The sequence below is a fragment of the Pseudonocardia hierapolitana genome, from assembly GCF_007994075.1.
Taxonomy (GTDB): domain Bacteria; phylum Actinomycetota; class Actinomycetes; order Mycobacteriales; family Pseudonocardiaceae; genus Pseudonocardia; species Pseudonocardia hierapolitana.
Genome location: NZ_VIWU01000001.1, coordinates 6,280,968 through 6,300,359 on the forward strand (window position 1 = coordinate 6,280,968; position 19,392 = coordinate 6,300,359).

At 72.2% G+C, this 19,392-nt stretch carries 18 protein-coding genes; 12 read left to right on the forward strand and 6 right to left on the reverse strand.

The window, feature by feature from the left end:
- Positions 1–250: 250 nt before the first annotated feature.
- Entirely contained in the window at positions 251–817 is a 567-nt protein-coding gene (locus FHX44_RS29980) for a ribonuclease FAU-1 family protein (RefSeq protein ID WP_147258849.1), read from the reverse strand.
- Positions 818–857: 40 nt separating this feature from the next.
- Between FHX44_RS29980 and uvrB the strand changes: the two genes are divergently transcribed.
- From uvrB to FHX44_RS30000, 4 genes are all read left to right on the forward strand, one after another.
- Positions 858–3,038 (forward strand): excinuclease ABC subunit UvrB, encoded by a 2,181-nt coding sequence (uvrB, locus tag FHX44_RS29985; RefSeq protein ID WP_147258850.1) that lies wholly within the window; start codon positions 858–860, stop codon positions 3,036–3,038.
- Between the two features lie 459 nt (positions 3,039–3,497).
- Entirely contained in the window at positions 3,498–4,775 is a 1,278-nt protein-coding gene (locus FHX44_RS29990; protein WP_246170666.1) for a glycosyltransferase 87 family protein, read from the forward strand.
- Complete coding sequence (locus FHX44_RS29995) at positions 4,772–5,107, forward strand: MmcQ/YjbR family DNA-binding protein (protein WP_147258851.1); 336 nt, start codon at positions 4,772–4,774, stop codon at positions 5,105–5,107. The genes FHX44_RS29990 and FHX44_RS29995 overlap by 4 nt, the downstream gene beginning before the upstream one ends.
- An 18-nt stretch (positions 5,108–5,125) precedes the next feature.
- A complete protein-coding gene (locus FHX44_RS30000; RefSeq protein ID WP_147258852.1) occupies positions 5,126–5,527 on the forward strand; it encodes a VOC family protein in 402 nt (133 codons plus the stop codon).
- On the opposite strand, the gene FHX44_RS30005 is transcribed toward FHX44_RS30000, so the two are convergent.
- On the reverse strand, positions 5,490–6,422 hold the full coding sequence (locus FHX44_RS30005) for a LysR family transcriptional regulator (protein ID WP_147258853.1): 933 nt from the start codon (positions 6,420–6,422) through the stop codon (positions 5,490–5,492). The genes FHX44_RS30000 and FHX44_RS30005 overlap by 38 nt on opposite strands.
- Before the next feature lie 73 nt (positions 6,423–6,495).
- Here FHX44_RS30005 and FHX44_RS30010 point away from each other — a divergent pair, with 73 nt between their 5' ends.
- Both FHX44_RS30010 and FHX44_RS30015 read left to right on the forward strand, forming a co-directional pair.
- Positions 6,496–7,398 (forward strand): EamA family transporter, encoded by a 903-nt coding sequence (locus tag FHX44_RS30010; RefSeq protein ID WP_147258854.1) that lies wholly within the window; start codon positions 6,496–6,498, stop codon positions 7,396–7,398.
- 21 nt (positions 7,399–7,419) lie between these two features.
- Positions 7,420–8,673 carry a GAF domain-containing protein gene (locus tag FHX44_RS30015; RefSeq protein ID WP_147258855.1) on the forward strand — a complete coding sequence of 418 codons (1,254 nt, stop codon included), beginning with the start codon at positions 7,420–7,422 and terminating at the stop codon, positions 8,671–8,673.
- 4 nt (positions 8,674–8,677) lie between these two features.
- Here FHX44_RS30015 and FHX44_RS30020 read toward each other — a convergent pair whose 3' ends face one another.
- Positions 8,678–9,112, reverse strand: a complete 435-nt coding sequence (locus FHX44_RS30020) for an SRPBCC family protein (RefSeq protein WP_147258856.1) — start codon at positions 9,110–9,112, stop codon at positions 8,678–8,680.
- 339 nt (positions 9,113–9,451) lie between these two features.
- Between FHX44_RS30020 and FHX44_RS30025 the strand changes: the two genes are divergently transcribed.
- From FHX44_RS30025 to FHX44_RS30050, 6 genes are read left to right on the forward strand one after another with little or no spacing between them, the layout of a single operon-like run.
- Complete coding sequence (locus FHX44_RS30025; protein WP_246170667.1) at positions 9,452–10,546, forward strand: ATP-NAD kinase family protein; 1,095 nt, start codon at positions 9,452–9,454, stop codon at positions 10,544–10,546.
- On the forward strand, positions 10,543–11,610 hold the full coding sequence (locus FHX44_RS30030) for a 2,3-butanediol dehydrogenase (RefSeq protein WP_147258858.1): 1,068 nt from the start codon (positions 10,543–10,545) through the stop codon (positions 11,608–11,610). Before FHX44_RS30025 ends, FHX44_RS30030 begins: the two co-directional genes overlap by 4 nt.
- Positions 11,607–12,374, forward strand: coding sequence for an acetoin reductase (locus FHX44_RS30035; RefSeq protein ID WP_147258859.1), 768 nt, complete (start codon positions 11,607–11,609; stop codon positions 12,372–12,374). The genes FHX44_RS30030 and FHX44_RS30035 overlap by 4 nt, the downstream gene beginning before the upstream one ends.
- On the forward strand, positions 12,371–13,366 hold the full coding sequence (locus FHX44_RS30040; protein ID WP_147258860.1) for a thiamine pyrophosphate-dependent dehydrogenase E1 component subunit alpha: 996 nt from the start codon (positions 12,371–12,373) through the stop codon (positions 13,364–13,366). Before FHX44_RS30035 ends, FHX44_RS30040 begins: the two co-directional genes overlap by 4 nt.
- 14 nt (positions 13,367–13,380) lie before the next feature.
- Entirely contained in the window at positions 13,381–14,394 is a 1,014-nt protein-coding gene (locus FHX44_RS30045) for an alpha-ketoacid dehydrogenase subunit beta (protein WP_147258861.1), read from the forward strand.
- A 46-nt stretch (positions 14,395–14,440) separates the two neighbouring features.
- The gene (locus tag FHX44_RS30050) at positions 14,441–15,517 is read left to right on the forward strand and encodes an acetoin dehydrogenase dihydrolipoyllysine-residue acetyltransferase subunit (protein WP_281287923.1); all 1,077 of its coding nucleotides are present in this window, start codon (positions 14,441–14,443) and stop codon (positions 15,515–15,517) included.
- A 1,039-nt stretch (positions 15,518–16,556) separates the two neighbouring features.
- Here the strand turns inward: FHX44_RS30050 and FHX44_RS30055 are convergent.
- The 3 genes from FHX44_RS30055 to FHX44_RS30065 all read right to left on the reverse strand — a co-directional run bounded on the left by FHX44_RS30055 (position 16,557) and on the right by FHX44_RS30065 (position 18,995).
- On the reverse strand, positions 16,557–17,042 hold the full coding sequence (locus FHX44_RS30055) for a DUF1269 domain-containing protein (protein WP_147258863.1): 486 nt from the start codon (positions 17,040–17,042) through the stop codon (positions 16,557–16,559).
- A 98-nt stretch (positions 17,043–17,140) separates the two neighbouring features.
- The gene (locus FHX44_RS30060) at positions 17,141–17,692 is read right to left on the reverse strand and encodes a hypothetical protein (protein WP_147258864.1); all 552 of its coding nucleotides are present in this window, start codon (positions 17,690–17,692) and stop codon (positions 17,141–17,143) included.
- 40 nt (positions 17,693–17,732) lie between these two features.
- A complete protein-coding gene (locus tag FHX44_RS30065; RefSeq protein WP_147258865.1) occupies positions 17,733–18,995 on the reverse strand; it encodes an arginine deiminase in 1,263 nt (420 codons plus the stop codon).
- Positions 18,996–19,392 lie beyond the last annotated feature (397 nt).

Here is a 19,392-nt window from a genome sequence, read left to right on the forward strand (position 1 = left end):
GACGGCCGGGTGCGTATTGCGGAACGCACCGTTGCCGCCGTGGGCGCGCCCACCGGAACCCGCCGGACAAGGCCGACTCGATGGGACCCGCGCGAGGGGATGACCGCGCTCACGCCCGCAGGGTGACCGGGATGGCGCAATGGCCTGACCGGCCGGGACGCGCGTGATCCGAACTGTCGGTTGCCCATGGCTGTCGCCACAGCCATAGCCAACCGATACTGCGGATCTTGGGCGCAACAACTCCACCGCCTCATGCGGGCCGTTCCGGCGCGCCTGCCGAGTCTCCGCTCGCACGGTCCTTCCACGTCAGCGTGATGCCGAACGTGGCGAGCCATGCGTCCAGGTCGTGGCCGTGGGACGCCAGCCCGTCGACCGCGCGGTACGCGGTGTGCATCGCCGACTCGGCGGCGGCCGGGGCGAGCAGGCCCAGTGCGACCGCGGCCACGAACTCGTCGACGTCCACCACGGCGGCGTCGCGTCCGGTGCGCACCACGATGTCCAGGTAGTGGTCGGTGAGCACCCAGCGCCCGCCGTCCCGGACGATCTCGCAGACGTCGAGGTAGTAGTCCTGCTCCCGTGCGTGGCCCGGGTTCCACCACCAGTCGGTGACGCACAGCCCGAGGTCGGGCAGGAGCCACGACTCCACCCAGTGCGCCGTGGGCCGGTTGACCATCGCACGGCTCATGTAGAGGCCGAAGGACGTCTCGCGGTACTCGTCCACCGGGCGCTCGAAGCCCTTGGTGTCGGTGTTGACGCGGGCCGGGACGTCGAAGGTCACGGTCTTCGGCGGGTGCACGGGTACCGATGCTGCCAGCATGCGGCCTGTTCCTGTCGGACCCGGCTCGTACCCTGGACTCGTGGCATTCGCGACTGAGGTTCCCGGCAGCGCAGCGCTCCCGGACGTTCCGGTGGCGCACTCGGAGTTCCGTCCTGTCGGGGAGATCCCCCGCACGGGCGGCCGCTTCGAGGTCGTCAGCCCGTACAAGCCCGCGGGCGACCAGCCGGCGGCCATCGACGAGCTGGAGCGCCGCATCAAGGCAGGCGAGCAGGACGTCGTGCTGCTCGGTGCCACCGGCACCGGCAAGTCGGCCACCACCGCGTGGCTGATCGAGCGGCTGCAGCGGCCCACGCTCGTGATGGCGCCCAACAAGACCCTCGCGGCGCAGCTGGCCAACGAGCTGCGCGAGATGCTGCCGAACAACGCCGTCGAGTACTTCGTCTCGTACTACGACTACTACCAGCCCGAGGCCTACATCGCGCAGACCGACACCTACATCGAGAAGGACTCCTCGATCAACCAGGACGTCGAGCGGCTGCGCCACTCCGCCACGATGAACCTGCTGTCCCGGCGCGACGTCGTCGTGGTGGCGTCCGTCTCGTGCATCTACGGTCTCGGCACGCCGCAGTCCTACCTCGACCGGTCGGTCAAGCTCGAGGTCGGCGCCACCGTCGAGCGCGACGCGCTGCTCCGCGCGCTGGTCGACGTCCAGTACACCCGCAACGACCTCGCGTTCAACCGCGGCACCTTCCGCGTCCGCGGCGACACGGTCGAGATCATCCCGGCCTACGAGGAGCTCGCGATCCGCATCGAGTTCTTCGGCGACGAAATCGAGTCGCTGTACTACCTGCATCCTCTCACCGGCGACGTCCTGCGCCAGGTCGACGACGTGCGCATCTTCCCGGCCACCCACTACGTCGCGGGCCCTGAGCGCATGGAGCGGGCCGTCCGCGACATCGAGGCCGAGCTGGAGGAGCGGCTCGCCGAGCTCGAGCGGCAGGGCAAGATGCTCGAGGCGCAGCGGTTGCGGATGCGCACCCAGTACGACCTCGAGATGATCCGCCAGGTCGGGTTCTGCTCCGGCATCGAGAACTACTCGCGCCACATCGACGGCCGCGGCCCCGGCTCCGCGCCCGCCACGCTCATCGACTACTTCCCCGACGACTTCCTGCTGGTCATCGACGAGTCCCACCAGACCGTCCCGCAGATCGGCGGCATGTACGAGGGCGACATGTCCCGCAAGCGCAACCTCGTCGAGTTCGGCTTCCGGCTGCCGTCCGCGGTCGACAACCGGCCGCTCACGTGGGAGGAGTTCTCCGACCGGATCGGGCAGACCCTCTACCTGTCGGCCACCCCCGGCCCGTACGAGCTCTCCCGCACCGGCGGCGAGTTCGTCGAGCAGGTCATCCGGCCCACCGGCCTCGTCGACCCGAAGGTCGTGGTCAAGCCGACCAAAGGCCAGATCGACGACCTCGTCCACGAGATCCGGGAGCGCAGCGAGCGCGACGAGCGCGTGCTGGTCACCACGCTCACCAAGAAGATGGCCGAGGACCTCACCGACTACCTCCTCGAGCTGGGCATCCGGGTGCGCTACCTGCACTCCGAGGTCGACACCCTGCGCCGCGTGGAGCTGCTGCGGCAGCTGCGGCTGGGCGAGTTCGACGTGCTGGTCGGCATCAACCTGCTCCGCGAGGGTCTCGACCTGCCCGAGGTCTCCCTCGTCGCGATCCTCGACGCCGACAAGGAGGGCTTCCTCCGGTCCGGCACCTCGCTGATCCAGACGATCGGCCGCGCGGCCCGCAACGTCTCCGGCGAAGTCCACATGTACGCCGACAAGATCACCGAGTCGATGCAGTACGCCATCGACGAGACCGACCGCCGCCGCGCCAAGCAGATCGCCTACAACGAGGCCAACGGTCTCGACCCGCAGCCGCTGCGCAAGAAGATCGCCGACATCCTCGACCAGGTCTACCGGGAGGCCGAGGAGGTCCCGGTCGGCGGCTCCGGGCGCAACCAGTCCCGGGGCAAGCGCGCGGCAGGCGAGCCCGGCCGGGCACCGGCCGCCAGCTCCGGCATCGTCGCCCGGCGCGACACCGCCAACATGCCCCGCGCCGAGCTCGCCGACCTGGTGCAGCAGCTGTCCGACCAGATGCTCGCCGCGGCCCGCGACCTGCAGTTCGAGCTCGCCGCCCGGCTCCGCGACGAGATCGCCGATCTCAAGAAGGAGCTGCGGGGGATGGACGCGGCGGGGATCCGCTGAGGTCGTCGCGGTTCGGATGGGCCGCCGGGGTAGGCCGGGCGCGGGCCGAGACCGGGGGGACGGGCAGGGCCTGGGCGGGCCGGGGCCGGGAGGCGGGCCGGGGCCGGGCAACGCCGTGATCGTCCGCCTGGTGCGTTTGCGGCCGGATGTGGCCGTATTCGTGCCCAGCTGGTGATCTTGTTGGCCCGTGTGTTTGGCCGGAGCGTGATCGTCGGGTGGGTGCGTTGACGGCCATATGTGGCCGTGCGTGCGCCGGAGTGGTGATCTCGTTGGCGCGTACGTCTGCGTGATCGTCGCGTGGGTGCACCAGCGGCCGGACGTGGCGGGACGTGCCGCTCGCGCACCAGGCGGCTGATCACGGTCCGTGATCCGGGAGCCGGGGCCCGCAGGGGTGGGGGTCGTGCGGGCGCACGGTCGGGCTACCGTGGCAGGGGGAGAGGCGACAGGGAGGGGATCGGCGTGACGGTTGTCGGCGCCTCGACCGCACGCACGCCAGCTGCCCCACGGTTGCTCCAGGTCCTCCGCACGCCGTCGCGCGTCCTGCCGGTCACCGTGCCGCTGCTGGCAGTGGTACTGGCCGGGCTCGTGATGCACACCGGCGGCCGGCACATCGATCTGGAGGTCTACCGGTTCGGGGTGCAGGCCTGGCTGGCCGGTGGCGACCTCTACGGGCCCCTTCCCGAGACCTCGGGGAAGATCGCGCTCCCGTTCATCTACCCGCCGTTCGCGGCGGTGGTGATGGTGCCGCTCGCGGTGGTGCCGTGGCTCGTCGCGTGGGTGGGCCTGCTCGGGCTCTCGGCGCTGTCGCTCGGCGTCACGCTGTACGTCTTCGCGCGGCGGCTCTGGCCCTCCGGCGGGCGGGGCGGAGCACTCTCGGTGGCGTCGATCGCGTTGCCGCTGGCGTTGGCCGTCGAGCCGGGCCGGGCCATCGACTTCGACCACCCCATCGCGGGGCGGCCTGCGTTCGGGCTCGAACCGGTGCTGCAGACCATCGAGTTCGGGCAGATCAACCTGGTGCTGATGGCGCTGGTCGCCCTCGACTGCCTCGTCGCCAAGCCGAAGTGGCCCCGCGGCATGCTCATCGGCATCGCCGCCGCGATCAAGCTGACGCCCGCGGTCTTCGTGCTGTTCTTCCTCCTGCGCCGGGACTACCGCTCCGCCGCCACGGCCGCGGTCTCCGGGATGGTCGCCACGGCGATCGGGTTCGCCGTGGCGCCGGCGCAGTCCCGGGAGTTCTGGTCCGACCCGGCAGGCGGAGTGAGCGGGTCACCGTTCTTCACCAACCAGACGTTCGAGGCGATGCTGGTGCGTGCGGGCGTCGACGGCACGGCGCGCACGGTCATTTGGCTGCTGCTGTCGGCCGGGCTGCTCGCTCTCGCCGCACCGGCGATCCGGCGGGCGCCCGCCTCGCTCGCACTCGTCACGCTCGCGGCGGTCGGGCTGCTGGTCTCCCCGACCTCCTGGTCGCACCACTGGGTGTGGGTGGCGCCCGCGCTGCTCGTCGCCGCGGCCACCGCCTGGGCGAACCGCTCGGCGGCGTGGACGGCGGTCACGGTGGCGATGGCGGCGGTGTTCGTCGTCGCGCCGCACCAGTACGTCCACCCACGCGGCGGGGAGCAGGAGCTGACGTGGACGCCGCTGCAGCAGGTCGTCGACGGGACGTACGTCTGGTTCACGGTGCTGCTGATCGTCCTGCTGTGGTTCGCCCGCCGATCCCGGTCCAGGATCGCCGCGTGACCCACGACGAACTCGTGGCGTACTGCCTGGCCAAACCCGGCGCCCTCGAGGACGAGCCCTGGGAGGGCGACGTCGTGGCCAAGGTCGGCGGGAAGATCTTCGCGTTCCTCGGCGGTGGTGGGCTGGGGGTCAAGTGCGGCCGCGACGCCGATGAGGCCGCTGAGCTGCGCCACCGCTACCCGGATCACGTCACGGTGATGCCGTACATCGGTCGGCACGGCTGGAACAGCGTGCGCATCGACGGGACGATCCCGGACGAGGAGCTGCGAGAGCTGGTCGACGAGTCCTACGACGCGATCGTCGCAAAGCTGCCGAAACGACTGCGTCCGTAGACCCGGCAGGATGCACCCATGGCGATCCCCCTCCAGATCACTGTGGACGCGCGTGACCCCCGGCGGCTCGCCGCGTTCTGGGCGGTGGCCCTCGGCTACGTGCTGCAGCCACCGCGGCCCGGGTACCTCGTGAGCAGCGGCGACGGTGCGCGGGAGGAGCAGTACACCGCGATCGTCGACCCCGCCGGTTTCGGGCCGCGCATGCTGTTCCAGCGGGTGCCGGAGCCGAAGACCATCAAGAACCGGGTTCACCTCGACGTCAACGCCGGGCACGGTGCCAACGACCGGCGGGCGGCCGTGCGGTCGCACATGTCGCAGCTCGTCGCCGCGGGGGCCACCGTGGTGCGGGAGATGCAGGAGGAGAGCGGCTGGTGGATCGTGCTCACCGATCCCGAGGGGAACGAGTTCTGCCTGCAGTGAGCGAGCGTGCCTCGGCGCGCAGCGCGTCGAGCACGGTCGCGACGGCGGGCCGCTCCGCCGTGCTCGTGCGCACTACCGCCTCGACGAGCCGCCCGGCGCGCACGCCCGCGAGCGGGCGGCACACGAGCCGTCGGCCGCCGCGGTCGTCGGTGGAGTAGCGGGGCAGCAGCGCGATCCCGTGCCCCGCCGCCACGAGCTCCTCGGTGACGGCGAAGTCGTTGATCCGCTGCACCACCCGCGGGGTGGCGCCGGTGGCCATGGCGAGCGAGCGCAGGATGTCGTCGACGGGCCAGCCGACGCCCACGCTGATCCAGTCCTCGTCGGCGAGCTCCTCGAGCCGCAGCTTCCGGCGCCGCGCGAGCCGGTGCCCCGGTGGGAGCGCGACGTCGAGCGGTTCGCGCAGCAGCGGGACGACCTGCCACCGGGTGATGGGCGGGGCGGGCGCCGTCTCGTCGCGGTGGCTGACGACGACGTCGAAGTCGGCGGCGAGGGCGGGCACGTCGGCGGGGGTCATGTCGACGTCGCGGCACTGCAGCTCGACGCCGGCCACCGCGTCCAGCCGTCGGAGCAAGCCGGGCAGGAGCATCCGCGCGCCGGACGGGAAGAGCGCGACCCGCACCAGCCCGCGCGGTTCGGTGCGCAGGCGCTCCACCGCCGCCTCGGCGCGGGCGATCGCGGTGAGCACGCCTTCCGCCTCGGCGACGAGGGCGTGCCCGGCCTCGGTGAGGCGCACCCCGCGCCCCGCGGGCTCGGTGAGCGGCACGCCGACCTCGTCGGCGAGCGTCTTGAGCTGCTGGGAGATCGCGGACGGGGTGAAGGAGAGGGCCGCGGCGACCGCCGTGACGGAGCCCCGATCGGCCAGCTCGCGCAGCACCCGCAACCGCTGGACGTCCATGAAGTGATTCTAAAGAGTCGTTTCAGAACATTTCGCTGGTCTGAGCGGTTCCCGGCGCGAAGACTGTGAGGACGTGACCATCCGCCACCGCCTGCTCGCCGGGTTCGTCGCCATCCTCTGGGGCGGGAACTTCATCGCCATCCACGTCGGGCTGGAGCACTTCCCCCCGTTGTTCCTGGCGGCGATCCGCTTCCTCGTGCTCGCGGTGCCGACGGTGCTGCTCGTGCCGTGGCCGCGGGTGCCGCTGCGCTGGCTGCTCGGGTTCGGCGTGGGGTTCGGCACCGTGCAGTTCATCTTCCTGTTCATCGCCATGGACATCGGGATGCCGACGGGGCTCGCGTCGCTGGTGCTGCAGGCGTCCGCCCCGTTCACCGTGCTGCTCGGGGCGCTGTTGCTGCACGAGCGGATCTCGCCGCGGCAGGGGATCGGCATCGCGTTCGCGCTGCTCGGGCTCGCGACGATCGCGGTGTCGCGAGCCCAGGTCGCCGCCGTGCTCCCGGTGCTGCTCACCCTGCTCGGGGCGTTGGGCTGGGCGTTCGGAAACCTGGCGAGCCGGCTCGCCGCCGCGCCGAACCCGATGCACCTCACGCTGTGGATGACGGTGGTACCGCCGATCCCGCTGCTGGCGATGTCGATGATCTGGGAGGGTTCCTCGGCCGGCTGGGAGGCGCTGCGCACGACCGTCACACCCGCCGGGCTGCCCGGCGTCGTCGCGCTGGGGTACATCGCCGTGCTCGGGACCCTGGTCGGTTCGGGGCTGTGGGTCGGGTTGATGCGGCGGTACCCGGCCGGCGTGGTGGCGCCGTACTCGCTGCTCGTCCCGGTGGTGGGGATCGGGCTGGCCGCCACGTTCCTGGGGGAGCGGCCGAGCGCGGTGGAACTGGTGGCCGCGACCGTCATCGTCTGCGGCGTTCTGCTGGGCACGCCGCGTCCCGTTGCGCCGGCGGTGTCGACGAAGGGCGTCGTGCCTGCCTAATGTGGTCGGCGGGTGATGCTCATGACAGCGGACGAGGGCGTCTGCGCGGTCCGGCCGGGCACCGACATCGGCCGGCACGCACGCGTGCTCGCCCGCGTGCACGACGCGCTGCTCTCGGGGGACCGGCCGCCCGCCTCGCCGCGGCGCCTCGTCGCGCGCTCCTGGGCGCGGGTCCGGGCGCAGGGGGTCGACCCCGACCTGGGCCACCCGGCGGGACCGCTGCCTGCCGCGGAGGTGGAGCGGCGCCGGGTTGGCAGCGCGCTGCAGCGCGTGCTGCCCGAACTGCGGGCCGCACTCACGTCGGTGGCCGACGACGCCTCGCACATCATGGTCATCACCGACGCCGACGGCAGGCTGCTCTGGCGGGAGGGGTCGGTGCAGGTACGCCGCCGCGCCGACCGGCTCGGCTTCACCGAGGGTGCCGACTGGTCCGAGGGCAGCGTCGGCAGCAACGCGATCGGCACAGCCCTCGCCGAGGCGGCCCCCGTGCAGATGTTCGCCGCCGAGCACTTCGTGCGGTCCCACCACGTCTGGACCTGCACCGCGTGCCCCGTGCACGATCCGCGCTCGGGTGAGCTCCTCGGCGTCGTCGACGTCAGCGGGCCTGCGCACACCGTGCACCCCACCACGGTGGCGCTCGTCGGCACCGCGGTGAAGCTCGCCGAGGCGAGCCTGTGGCGCCAGCACGAGGGCCGCATCGACGCGCTGCGCGCAGTCGCGGCACCGATCCTCTCCCGCCTCCAGGGGGCCGGCCTCGTCGTCGACGAGCACGGCTGGGTCGCGGCCGTCACCGGCATGCCGAGCGTGGAGCGGGTCGCGGTCCCGCGGGCGGACCGGCCGATCTCGGTGCACGGCGTCGGCGTGTTCCTGCCCGAACCGGTGCCCGGCGGTTGGCTGCTCCGCGTGGAGGACACCGCCCGCATCCGGCTCAGCCTCGAGCTCGACGCCCGCCCGCCCCGCGCCGTCGTCGACGGGGCGGCGCGCTGGGTGCACCCGTTGTCGACGCGGCACGCGGAGGTGCTCGTGCTGCTGGCGGCCGCGGGCACTGCCGGGATGGACGCCGGGGCGCTGTCGATCGCGCTCTACGGCGATCGCGACCACCTCGTCACGGTGCGCGCCGAGATGTCGCGCCTGCGCAGGTCGCTGGGCGGCCTGCTGCTCGCGCGGCCCTACCGGATCTCCCCGGACGTCGAGGTGGTGGCGCCCGACCCGCAGGAGTCGTCGTTGCTGCGCCGGTCCACGGCCCCGGGCGTGCGTCGCCTCGCCGAGCAGTAGTCGTTCAGCCGGCCTCCAGGCAGCTGCGCAGCCGGCCGAGGTCGGCTGCGATGTTCCGGTGCACCTGGCGGGCCAGCAGCGGGGTGGCCCAGCCGAAGAAGCGGCCGGGAGTGCCGGTGGCGTGGATGCTCACCAGGGTCCCGTCGGGGTGGTCGGCGAGCTCGTAGCGGATGAGCATCGGGAACGGGCGGTCGACCTCCAACTCGACCAGCCGGTTCTTTTCGTGCCGGGTGACGACGTAGCCGTACGTGAACCGGCGGCCGAGGAATCGCGCGGTTCGTTCGACGGTCGCGCCCTCGACGAGCGGGCCGGGCCGGGCCGGCGTGCTTGCGGTGATGCCGCCGGTCCAGCGCAGATCGTTGGCGGGGTCGAACATGAACGCGGCGACCTCGGCCCGGGGACGGTGCACCACCACGCTCGGTCGGACATCGACTGTCATGGCGAGGGAGTGTCGTCGGGCCTGCCAGGCGTTACCGGCGAGGCACCCCGAGCCCGAAAGGCGGACTCGCCGTGTCGGGTTGTCGGACTCGCCGTGCTGGGATGCCGGACTCGCCGTGCTGGGATGCCGACTCGCTGCTGGCGGGGCCCATCCCGGGCGAGTCCGACGTTCGTGCACGGTGAGTCCGGCGTTTCGAGCGCCGCGCGTCCGGCGTTCGGCGTTCGGCGTTCGGCGTTCGGGAGCGTGCAACCCCGGTGCAACCGTTGTCTTGCGGCCCGACCAGGAGTGAACTGGGTCACGCGGGGCGCCGGGGCCTCGCGGGCAGGTCCGGAGGCGCGAGTGCAGCAGGGCGGGTCGAACGGGCGGGTGGTGCGGCCGTCCGCGGGAGAGCTGCCGGTCGTGCCGGGGTCGGCCGTCGGCATCGTCGCCAACCCGATGTCCGGCCGCGACATCCGCAGGCTCGTCGCGCAGGCTTCGGTCTTCCCGAACGCGGAGAAGACCAACATGGCGCTGCGGCTCGTCGCCGCGGCGGGCGCCACGGGCGTGGCCCGCGTGCTGATGTCGACCGACGGCATGGGCGTCGCGGCCGGCGTGCTGAGGGCGCGGGACAAGCGCCGTCCCGGGGCCGCGCGGTGGCCCGAGCTGGACTTCGTCGCGCTGGACGCGATCAGCGGCACGGCCGAGGACACCCGTGAGCTGGTGCGGCGGATGGTGGCGGCCGGGGCGTCGGTGGTCGTCCTGCTCGGCGGCGACGGGACGGTGCGCGCGGCGGCGTCCGCGAGCGGGGACGTCGCTCTGCTGCCGCTGTCCACCGGCACCAACAACGCGTTCCCCGAGATGTGGGAGGCGACCGTCGCCGGTACGGCGGCCGCGCTCGTCGCGACCGGTCGGGTGCCCGTCGAGGAGGCGAGCTACCGCGCAAAGGCCCTCCACGTCGTCGCGGGCGCGACCCACGAGCTCGCCCTCGTCGACGCCTGCGTCTCGACCGTGACGCACGTCGGCTCGCGGGCGCTGTGGCAGCCGGCCACCCTGCACGAGCTCTACTGCGCGTTCGCCGAGCCGCACGCGATCGGTCTGTCCAGCATCGCCGGGCTGCTGCACCCGACTCCCCGCACGGCGGCGGACGGCGTCGTCGTCCGGCTCGCAGGCGCCGGGCACGCGCCGCAGACCGTGCTCGCCCCGATCGCGCCCGGCGTCGTCGCACCGATCGGTGTGCGTGCGGCCGGCCCGCTCGTCTCCGGACGGCCGCATGTCGTGGATCTCGCGCGCGGCACGGTCGCCGTCGACGGCGAGCGGGAGATCGAGTTCGGGCCGTCGACGCCCGTCACCGTCACGCTCGCGCCGGACGGGCCGCGGGTGCTCGACGTGCGCGCCGTCCTCGCCGCCGCGGCCCAGCGGCGGCTTCTCGAACCACGTGCTCTGGAGGCCCGATGAAGGCGGCACGGTTCCACGGCAGGGGCGACATCCGCATCGACGACGTCCCGGACCCGCAGGTCGGGCCCGGCCAGGTCGAGGTGAGCGTCGACTGGTGCGGCATCTGCGGCACCGACCTGCACGAGTTCCTCGAAGGCCCGATCTTCATCCCGCAGAAGGGGGCACCGCACCCGATCACCGGTTCGGAGCTGCCCGTCGTGATGGGGCACGAGTTCGCGGGCGTCGTCTCCGCCGTCGGTTCGGGTGTGACGGACGTGCGGGAGGGCGACCGCGTGGCCGTCGAGCCGTACTACGTCTGCGGCGAGTGCGTCGCCTGCACCGCCGGCCGCTACAACATCTGCCGCAAGCTGGGGTTCGTCGGTCTGTCCGGGCCGGACGGCGGGTTCGCCGAGCGGTGCGTCGTGGACGCGCGCTGGGTGCATCCGCTCGGCGACCTCCCCACCGACATCGGGGCCCTCGTCGAGCCCCTCGCGGTCGGCTACCACGCGGTGCGGCTGTCCGGACTGCAGCCGGGCGGAACGGCGGCGGTGTTCGGGGCCGGCCCGATCGGCCTGGTGACGACCGCCGCGTTGAAGGCCGCCGGCGCCGGCAAGGTGGTCGTGGTCGAGCCCGCCGCCGCGCGCAAGGCGAAGGCGACGGGCGCGGGTGCGGACGAGGTCGTCGACCCGGGCGGTATCGACGTGCCCGACGCGATCCGCGACCTCACCGGCGGAGCGGGCGCCGATGTCGCGTTCGAGTGCGCGGGCGTCGACGCCGTGCTGGCCGCCGCGATCGGTTCCGTGCGTCCCGGCGGCACGGTCGTCAACGTCGCGATCTGGGGCCATGTGCCGCAGGTGGCGATGAACGACCTCGTGCTGTCGGAGGTCAGCGTGATCGGCTCTCTCGCCTACTGCGGCGACCACACTGACACGATCGCCCTGCTCCGCGACGGGAAGGTCGACGCCGAGCAGTTCATCACCGGCCGGATCGGGCTCGCCGACCTCGTCGACGGCGGCTTCCGGGAGCTGATCGACAACAAGGAGGAGAACGTGAAGATCCTCGTCTCGCCGAAGGAGCTCTCGTGACCGTTGCGGTGGTGACGGGCGCCGGACGGGGAATCGGGCGCGCGATCGCGCTGCGGCTCGCCCGGGACGGGCACGCGGTCGCGGTCAACGACCTCGACAAGGACACCGCCGAGGCGGTCGCCGGTGAGATCGCGGAGGCCGGCGGGCGGTCGCTCGCGGTGCCGGCCGACGTCACCGACCGGGCCGCGGTGTTCGCGATGGTCGACCGCGTCGCCGCCGAGCTGGGCAGCGTCGACGTCATGGTGGCCAACGCCGGGATCGCGCAGGTCAAGACGCTGCTCGACGTCACGCCCGCGGACCTGCAGCGGATGTTCGAGGTCAACGTGTTCGGCGTCGTCTACTGCCTGCAGGCCGCGGCCGAGCGCATGATCGCGCAGGGGAGCGGCGGGAAGATCATCAACGCCGCGTCGATCGCCGCGCACAGCGGGTTCGACTACCTCGGGCACTACAGCGCCACCAAGTTCGCCGTCCGGGCGCTGACGCAGGCCGCCGCGAAGGAGCTCGCGCGGCATCGCATCACCGTCAACGCGTACTGCCCCGGGATCGTCGGCACGGAGATGTGGAACCAGATCGACGAGGGCCTCGGCGCCTACCTCGGCACCGGGAAGGGCGAGGCCCTCGCCCAGTACTCCCAGCTCATCGCGCTGGGTCGGGTGCAGACCCCGGAGGACGTCGCCGGGTTCGTCTCGTACCTCGCAGGACCGGATTCGGACTACATGACCGGGCAGTCGGTCATGATCGACGGAGGGATCGTGATGTCATGACGGGCACGCTCGAAAGCCCTGCCTCCCAGGACCTGACCCCCGACCAGCTCCTCGACGCCTATCGCGTGATGCGGACGATCCGTGACTTCGAGGAGCGGGTGCACGAGGAGTTCGCCGGTGGTGACATCCCCGGCTTCGTGCACCTCTACGCGGGCGAGGAGGCGTCCGCGGCCGGGGTGTGCGCACACCTCGACGACCGCGACGCGATCGCCTCCACGCACCGTGGCCACGGCCACTGCATCGCCAAGGGCGTGGACATCACCGGGATGATGGCCGAGATCTACGGCAAGATCACCGGCTCGTGCCGCGGCAAGGGCGGCTCGATGCACATCGCCGACCTGTCGAAGGGCATGCTCGGTGCGAACGGCATCGTCGGCGGCGGCCCGCCGCTCATCTGCGGCCGCGCGCTCGCGTCCAAGCACAAGGGCGACGGCGGGGTCGCGGTCGCGTTCTTCGGCGACGGGGCGTCCAACCAGGGCACCACGCTGGAGTCGCTGAACCTGGCCTCCATCTGGAACCTGCCGGCGATCTTCGTGGCCGAGAACAACGGGTACGCCGAGGCCACGTCGTCGAGCTGGTCGGTCGCCACCGACGACATCGCCGACCGGGCCGCGGCGTTCGGCATGCCCGGCGTGATCGTGGACGGGTTCGACTTCTTCGCGGTGCACGAGGCCGCGGGCGAGGCGATCGCGCGGGCCCGCGAGGGCGGCGGCCCGACGCTCATCGAGGTCAAGTTCACCCGCTACTTCGGCCACTTCGAGGGCGACCAGCAGCTCTACCGCGCCGACGAGGTCGCGAACGCGCGCGAGAAGCTCGACTGCCTCAAGCGCTTCCGCGCCACCGTCACCGACGGCGGGCAGCTCGACGGCGCGCAGCTCGACCAGATCGACTCCGAGGTCGCCGCCGCCGTCGAGGCCGCCGTGGTGGCGGCGAAGGCGGCGCCGAAGCCGGGGGCCGCCGACCTGCTCACCGACGTCTACGTCTCGTACTGAGAGGAGAGCCCGACATGGCACGCATCATCGCCTACCGCGAGGCGATCAACGAGGCGCTGGCCCAGGAGATGGAGCGCGACGAGCGCGTCATCGTGATGGGGGAGGACAACGCCGGTGGCGAGGGCTCGCCCGGCGAGCCGGACGCGTGGGGCGGCGTCCTCGGCGTCACGAAGGGCCTGTACGGCCGGTTCCCGGGCCGGGTGCTCGACACCCCGATCTCGGAGTCGGCATTCATCGGCGCGGCGATCGGCGCCGCGACCGGCGGGCTGCGACCGGTGGCCGAGCTGATGTTCATCGACTTCATGGGTGTCTGCTTCGACCAGATCTTCAACCAGGCCGCGAAGTTCCGGTACATGTTCGGTGGCAAGGCGGTCACGCCGGTCGTGGTCCGCACGATGTGGGGCGCGGGCCTGCGGGCCGCCGCGCAGCACTCGCAGTCGCTGCTGTCGGTGTTCACGCACATCCCGGGCCTCAAGGTCGTGGCGCCGTCCAACGCCTACGACGCGAAGGGCCTGATGATCCAGGCGATCCGGGACGACGATCCGGTGATCTTCGCCGAGCACAAGATGCTCTACGACACCACGGCCGACGTCCCGGAGGAGAGCTACACGATCCCGTTCGGCGAGGCGAACATCGTGCGGGAAGGCGGCGACGTCACGATCGTCGCCATCGGACGCATGGTGCACACCGCGCTGGAGGCGGCCGACGAGCTGGCGGGCTCCGGGGTGCAGGCCGAGGTGATCGACCCGCGCACCACCAGCCCGCTCGACGTCGACACGATCCTGGAGTCGGTGGAGAACACCGGCCGGCTGGTCGTCGTGGACGAGTCGAACCCGCGCTGCTCGCTGGCCACCGACATCTCCGCCACCGTCGCGCAGGACGCCTTCGGGTCGCTGCGCGCGCCCATCCAGCTGGTGACCGGCCCGCACACGCCGGTGCCGTTCTCCGACTCCCTCGAGGACCTGTTCATCCCGGACGCGGCGAAGATCGCCGGCGCTGTGAAGACGGCGGTCGACTATGCCCGATGAGCGGAGCTCCGCGGAGCGAACAGACAGCGCTGCGCGCATCCAGCGCGTGACGATGCCCAAGTGGGGCCTGTCGATGAAGACGGGCAAGATCGTCGACTGGTTCGTGTCGGAAGGGGACACGATCGCCAAGGGCGACGACATCGTCGACATCGAGACGGACAAGATCGCCGGCACGCTGGAGTCGCCGGTCGAGGGACCGCTGCGGCGGATCGTCGCCGAGCCGGGTGCGGACCTGCCGGTCGGGGCGGTGCTCGCCGTCGTCGCGCCTGCGGACGTGCCCGACTCGGAGATCGACGCCGTCGTCGAGGAGGCGAAGGCCGCCGTCGCCTCCGGGGCGCTCGAAGCCGACGACGAGCCGGAGCCGCAGCTCGTCGACGTGGGCGGGCGGACGATCTCCTACCTCGTCCTGGGGCCCGAGGACGCAGGCGACCCGGTCGTGCTCGTGCACGGCTACGGCGGGGACAAGAACTCCTGGCTGTTCGTGCAGCAGCCGCTCGCCGAGGAGGGCCGCCGGGCGATCGCGCTCGACCTGCCCGGGCACGGTGCGTCCGGCAAGGACGTGGGGGACGGGTCGCTCCAGACCCTCGCCGACACCGTCAGCGGCTTCCTCGACGCGCTCGGGATCGGCCGGGCCCACCTGGTCGGGCATTCGCTCGGCGGAGCGGTCGTGGCGGCGGTCGCGAAGGCCGCGCCCGGGAAGGTCGCGTCGCTGACGCTGATCGCCCCGGCCGGGTTCACCCCCGAGGTCGACGCGGAGTACCTGCGCGGGTTCGCGGCGGCCGCCTCGCGGAGGGAGCTGAAGCCGCTGGTCGGACGGCTGTTCGCGGACGAGGCCCTCGTCACGCGCCAGCTCGTCGACGACCTGCTGCGCTACAAGCGGCTCGACGGCGTCGACAAGGCGCTCACCGCTGTGCTCGGCACCCTGCTCGACGGCGACCGGCAGGCACTCGACACGCCGGCGCTGCTGGAGGGCGTCGACGTGCCGGTGACGGTGGTGTGGGGAGCGTCCGACCGCATCGTCCCGGTGCCGGACGGGGTGGAGCTGACCCGGGTGGAGGCCGGGCACATGCCGCACATGGAGGCTCCCGGGGAGGTGCTCGCGGCGGTCCGGGCTCGCCTCTGACGGGCGGTGAGTGGTTACGAGTGCTCGGGGGGCCTTCGGTGGCGCCGCGCATTGTGCGGGCCCGCCCCTCAGAGCTCAAGGGCGCCTGCGGCGTCGCTTCGCGATCGCTGCGCGACCCTTGACCTCTGAGCCTCTGCGGCCCCTCCGGGCGGCACAGCGCGGGCAGGCCGCCGGCCTGCCCGGAGGGCGCGCGGCGCCACCGAAGGCGGCGCGATGGTCATGATCGGCGCGTCGGTGCCTCTACGGCGGAATCCCGCCGCGAAGGCGCCGGAACGCCGATCATGAGGCCCCCGGCGCGCTCTCAGGGGCGGCCTCCTGGTTCTGGGCGCCGGGATGCCGGCCTCGGGGTGCGGGCCCTCGGTGACGCCTCTGGATGAGAGTTCTTCGGTGGCGTCTTCACGCAGGGCCTTCACGCAGGGCCTTCGGTGGCGCCGCGCATTGTGCGGGGCCGCCCCTCAGAGCTCAAGGGCGCCTGCGGCGTCGCTTCGCGATCGCTGCGCGACCCTTGACCTCTGAGCCTCTGCGGCCCCTCCGGGCGGCACAACGCGGGCAGGCCGGGGCCTGCCCGGGGACGCGCGGCGCCGCCGAAGGCGGTGCGACGGTCATGATCGGGGCGTCGGTGCCTCTACGGCGGAATCCGGCCGTGAAGGCGCCGGAACGCCGATCATGAGGCCTACGCGCCCTGGTGATCGGCGCTTTGGTGTACCTGCTGCTTCCCTGCCTGCCGTGAGTGCACCAAATCGGCGATCTTCCTCCCGATGAGGACCAACCACGGCCGCGCACCGGGGCTGATGGCGATCAAGGCGAGATGGTCGCTAGTTGATCTTCAACGGCGACCATCTGCCCTTGATCGTCGCTACAGACCACAAATCCGACCTGCTGATCACACTGGGACCGCCTCCTGGCGGCGCCCAGGCCGGCGACGCGACCAGCGCGGCCCTCGCGGTGCGGGGTGGAGGCCGGATCGAGAAGTCGGCGCTCCTCGGGTATGCGGCGACGCGGGGCAGGCCGCGTTGCGGCGACCCGCGATCCACTCACGTCACTCGGCGAACGCCTCGCGCAGGGTGTCCTCCTGGTCCTTGGACAGGTTGGTGAACAGCAGCTCGGCGCGCTGGCCGGTGAAGGCGTCCTGCACCTTGTCGACGACCGCGCCGGACGTGAGCACGAACAGCGCCGACGTGCCGGGTGTGATCTGGTCGCGGGTGCGCTTGATGAACTCGTCGTCGATACCCACGTCGGAGAGCGTGCCGACCAGCGCGCCTGCTGCAGCGCCGATGGCCGCGCCGAGCAGCGGCACCAGGAACAGCAGGCCGAACAGCATGCCCCAGAAGGCGCCGCCGAGCGCGCCGCTTCCTGCCAGGTTGTGCAGCTGGCGGGTCCTCGGCTTCTTCGCATCCGCCTGCCAGGACACGGTCGCGGCGTCGTGGACCGTGATCAGCTGTTGCTTCGACAGGGTCTCGAGGGTGCTGGCGGCCTTCTCGGCGCCGTCGGGAGTGTCGAACTGCCACACGCTCAGGGTGGACATCGGTCTCCTCCTCGGACGGGCACCGCGGATGGCGCCCTCCGGGGCGTGATGGTGTTGGTACCCGGGCGGGGCCGGCCTCCTCCGCAGGGGATGAGACGTCAGGTCTTGTCCACCCGCTGGCGCTGCGTGGTGAACCCGACCCACGCGAGCGCGAGCAGCGCGGCCAGCGCGACAAGGCTCTCGACCCACGTGGCGGGGCTGCGGAGGAAGCCGAGGAATGCGGGACCGGCTTCGACGACGCCTCGGATGATCAGGCCCGCCCCGGCGAGCGCGGTGACGGCGCGGAGCAGCGGCGCCCGCAGGAAGTGCACGGCGGCCCCGCTGAGCACGGCGACAGCCAGGACGACGAGCACGACGAGGGGCGCAGGCCACGAGAGCGTCGGCGGAAGCGTCCGGTAGGCGCTGGCCGCGACGACGCCACCGGCGAGCGCGCCGACGACGAACGGTCCGGTTCCGAGCGCGAGGCGGACCAGCAGGACCGCGCCCACACCGCCGCCCACCCCGACGAGGACGGCGGTGACCGCACCACCGCCCAGCGCCGCGGCGAGGCCGCTCCCGAGGCCGAACCCGGCGCAGGCCGCGGCGAGCACGAGCGACCGGGCGCCGACGAAGCACAGGAGCATGCCGGCGATGAGCAGGGCGATGCCCAACCCACCGGTCGCGGCGACAGGTTCGATGTCTTCTCCCCTCCTAGAAGTCGACCGCGTCCCGGAGCAGCGGGCACGTCATGCAGTGCCCGCCGCCGCGGCCCCGGCCGAGCTCGGCGCCGACGATCGTGATGACCTCGACTCCTGCCTTGCGCAGGAGCGAGTTGGTGTGGGTGTTGCGGTCGTAGGCGAACACGACTCCGGGTTCGACGGCGACGAGGTTGTTGCCGCTGTCCCATTGCTGGCGCTCACTGGCGTAGGCGTCGCCTCCGGTCTCGAGCACGCGCAGCGCGGGCAGGTTCAGGGCCTCGGCCACGACGTCGACGAAGGCGAGCTTCTCCTCGGTGACCTCGACCGGATCCTTGTCGCCCGGCCGCAACGAGAAGGTGTGGATGCCGTCGACGATGTTCGGGAACACGGTCACGCAGTCGCGGTCGGCGAAGGTGAAGACCGTGTCGAGGTGCATCGCCGCACGCAGCTTCGGCATCCCCGCGACGATCACCCGCTCGGCCGCCTCGTTCGCGAAGAGCGACGCGGCGAGCTGCGTGATCGCCTGTCGCGAGGAGCGCTCACTCATCCCGACCAGAACCACACCGTTGCCGACCGGCATCACGTCGCCGCCCTCCAGCGTGGCCAGGCCCCAGTCCCGCTCCGGGTCGCCCCACCAGACCGTTGCCCCGACGAAGTCGGGGTGGAAGGTGTAGATCGCCTTCATCAGCAGGGTCTCGTCGTGCCGGGCGGGCCAGTACAGCGGGTTGAGCGTCACGCCGCCGTAGAGCCAGCACGTCGTGTCGCGCGTGTAGAGCGTGTTGGGCAGCGGTGGCATGAGGTACTCGGGCACGCCGGCGGACTCACGGGCGAGCGCGACGTAGCCGGGCCGGAAACCCTCGGGCAGGTCGACGGTGGACAGGCCGCCGATCAGGTACTCCGCCAGCGTGCGCTCGTCGAGGCCGTCCAGGAAGGCGCGGGTGTGGTCGACGAGGCCGAGGCCGACCTCGTTGGCGACGATCTTGCGGTCGAGCAGCCACGCCTTCGCCTCGGGAATCGCCATCGTCTCGGTGAGCAGGTTGTGCAGCTCGACGACCTCGACGCCCCGTTCGCGCATCTTGCTCACGAAGTCGAAGTGGTCCCGCCGGGCGTTCTGCACCCACATGACGTCGTCGAACAGCAGGGCGTCGCAGTTGGTCGGGGTCAAGCGGGTGTGGGCGAGCCCCGGCGCGCAGACGAGCACCTTGCGCAGCGTCCCCACCTCGGAGTGCACACCGAAGGTGGCGCCGGGCTCGGGAGTCGGGATCGGGTTGGCCATGGGTCAGCTCCTCCTAGATGGTGATCAGGCCCGTGGCGAGTCCGGCGATTCGGAGGACGGCCAGGGGCGATGCCCGCCAGGATCGCGATCACGCCGCTTGCGTACGCGAACCAGCGCCATGGGACGTCGAGGCCGCCACCGAGCAGGACCTGCCCGACGCCTGCGACGAGGAACGCGATCGCGGCCAGCACCGCCGACCGTTGCGATGGCGACGGGCCGCAGGCTCATCACCAGGAGCCCGTAGAAGACGGTGAGCATCCCGACGACGAGCAGAACCGGCCAACCGCCCCGCCCGAGCCGATCGCCGTACGTCGCGCGCCGCCCTCCTCCGGCGGGAGCGGCGCCGGTGCCGGCTGGTGTGGCGCCGTCGGCTCGGGTGTCGTCGGCGGATCCGGGT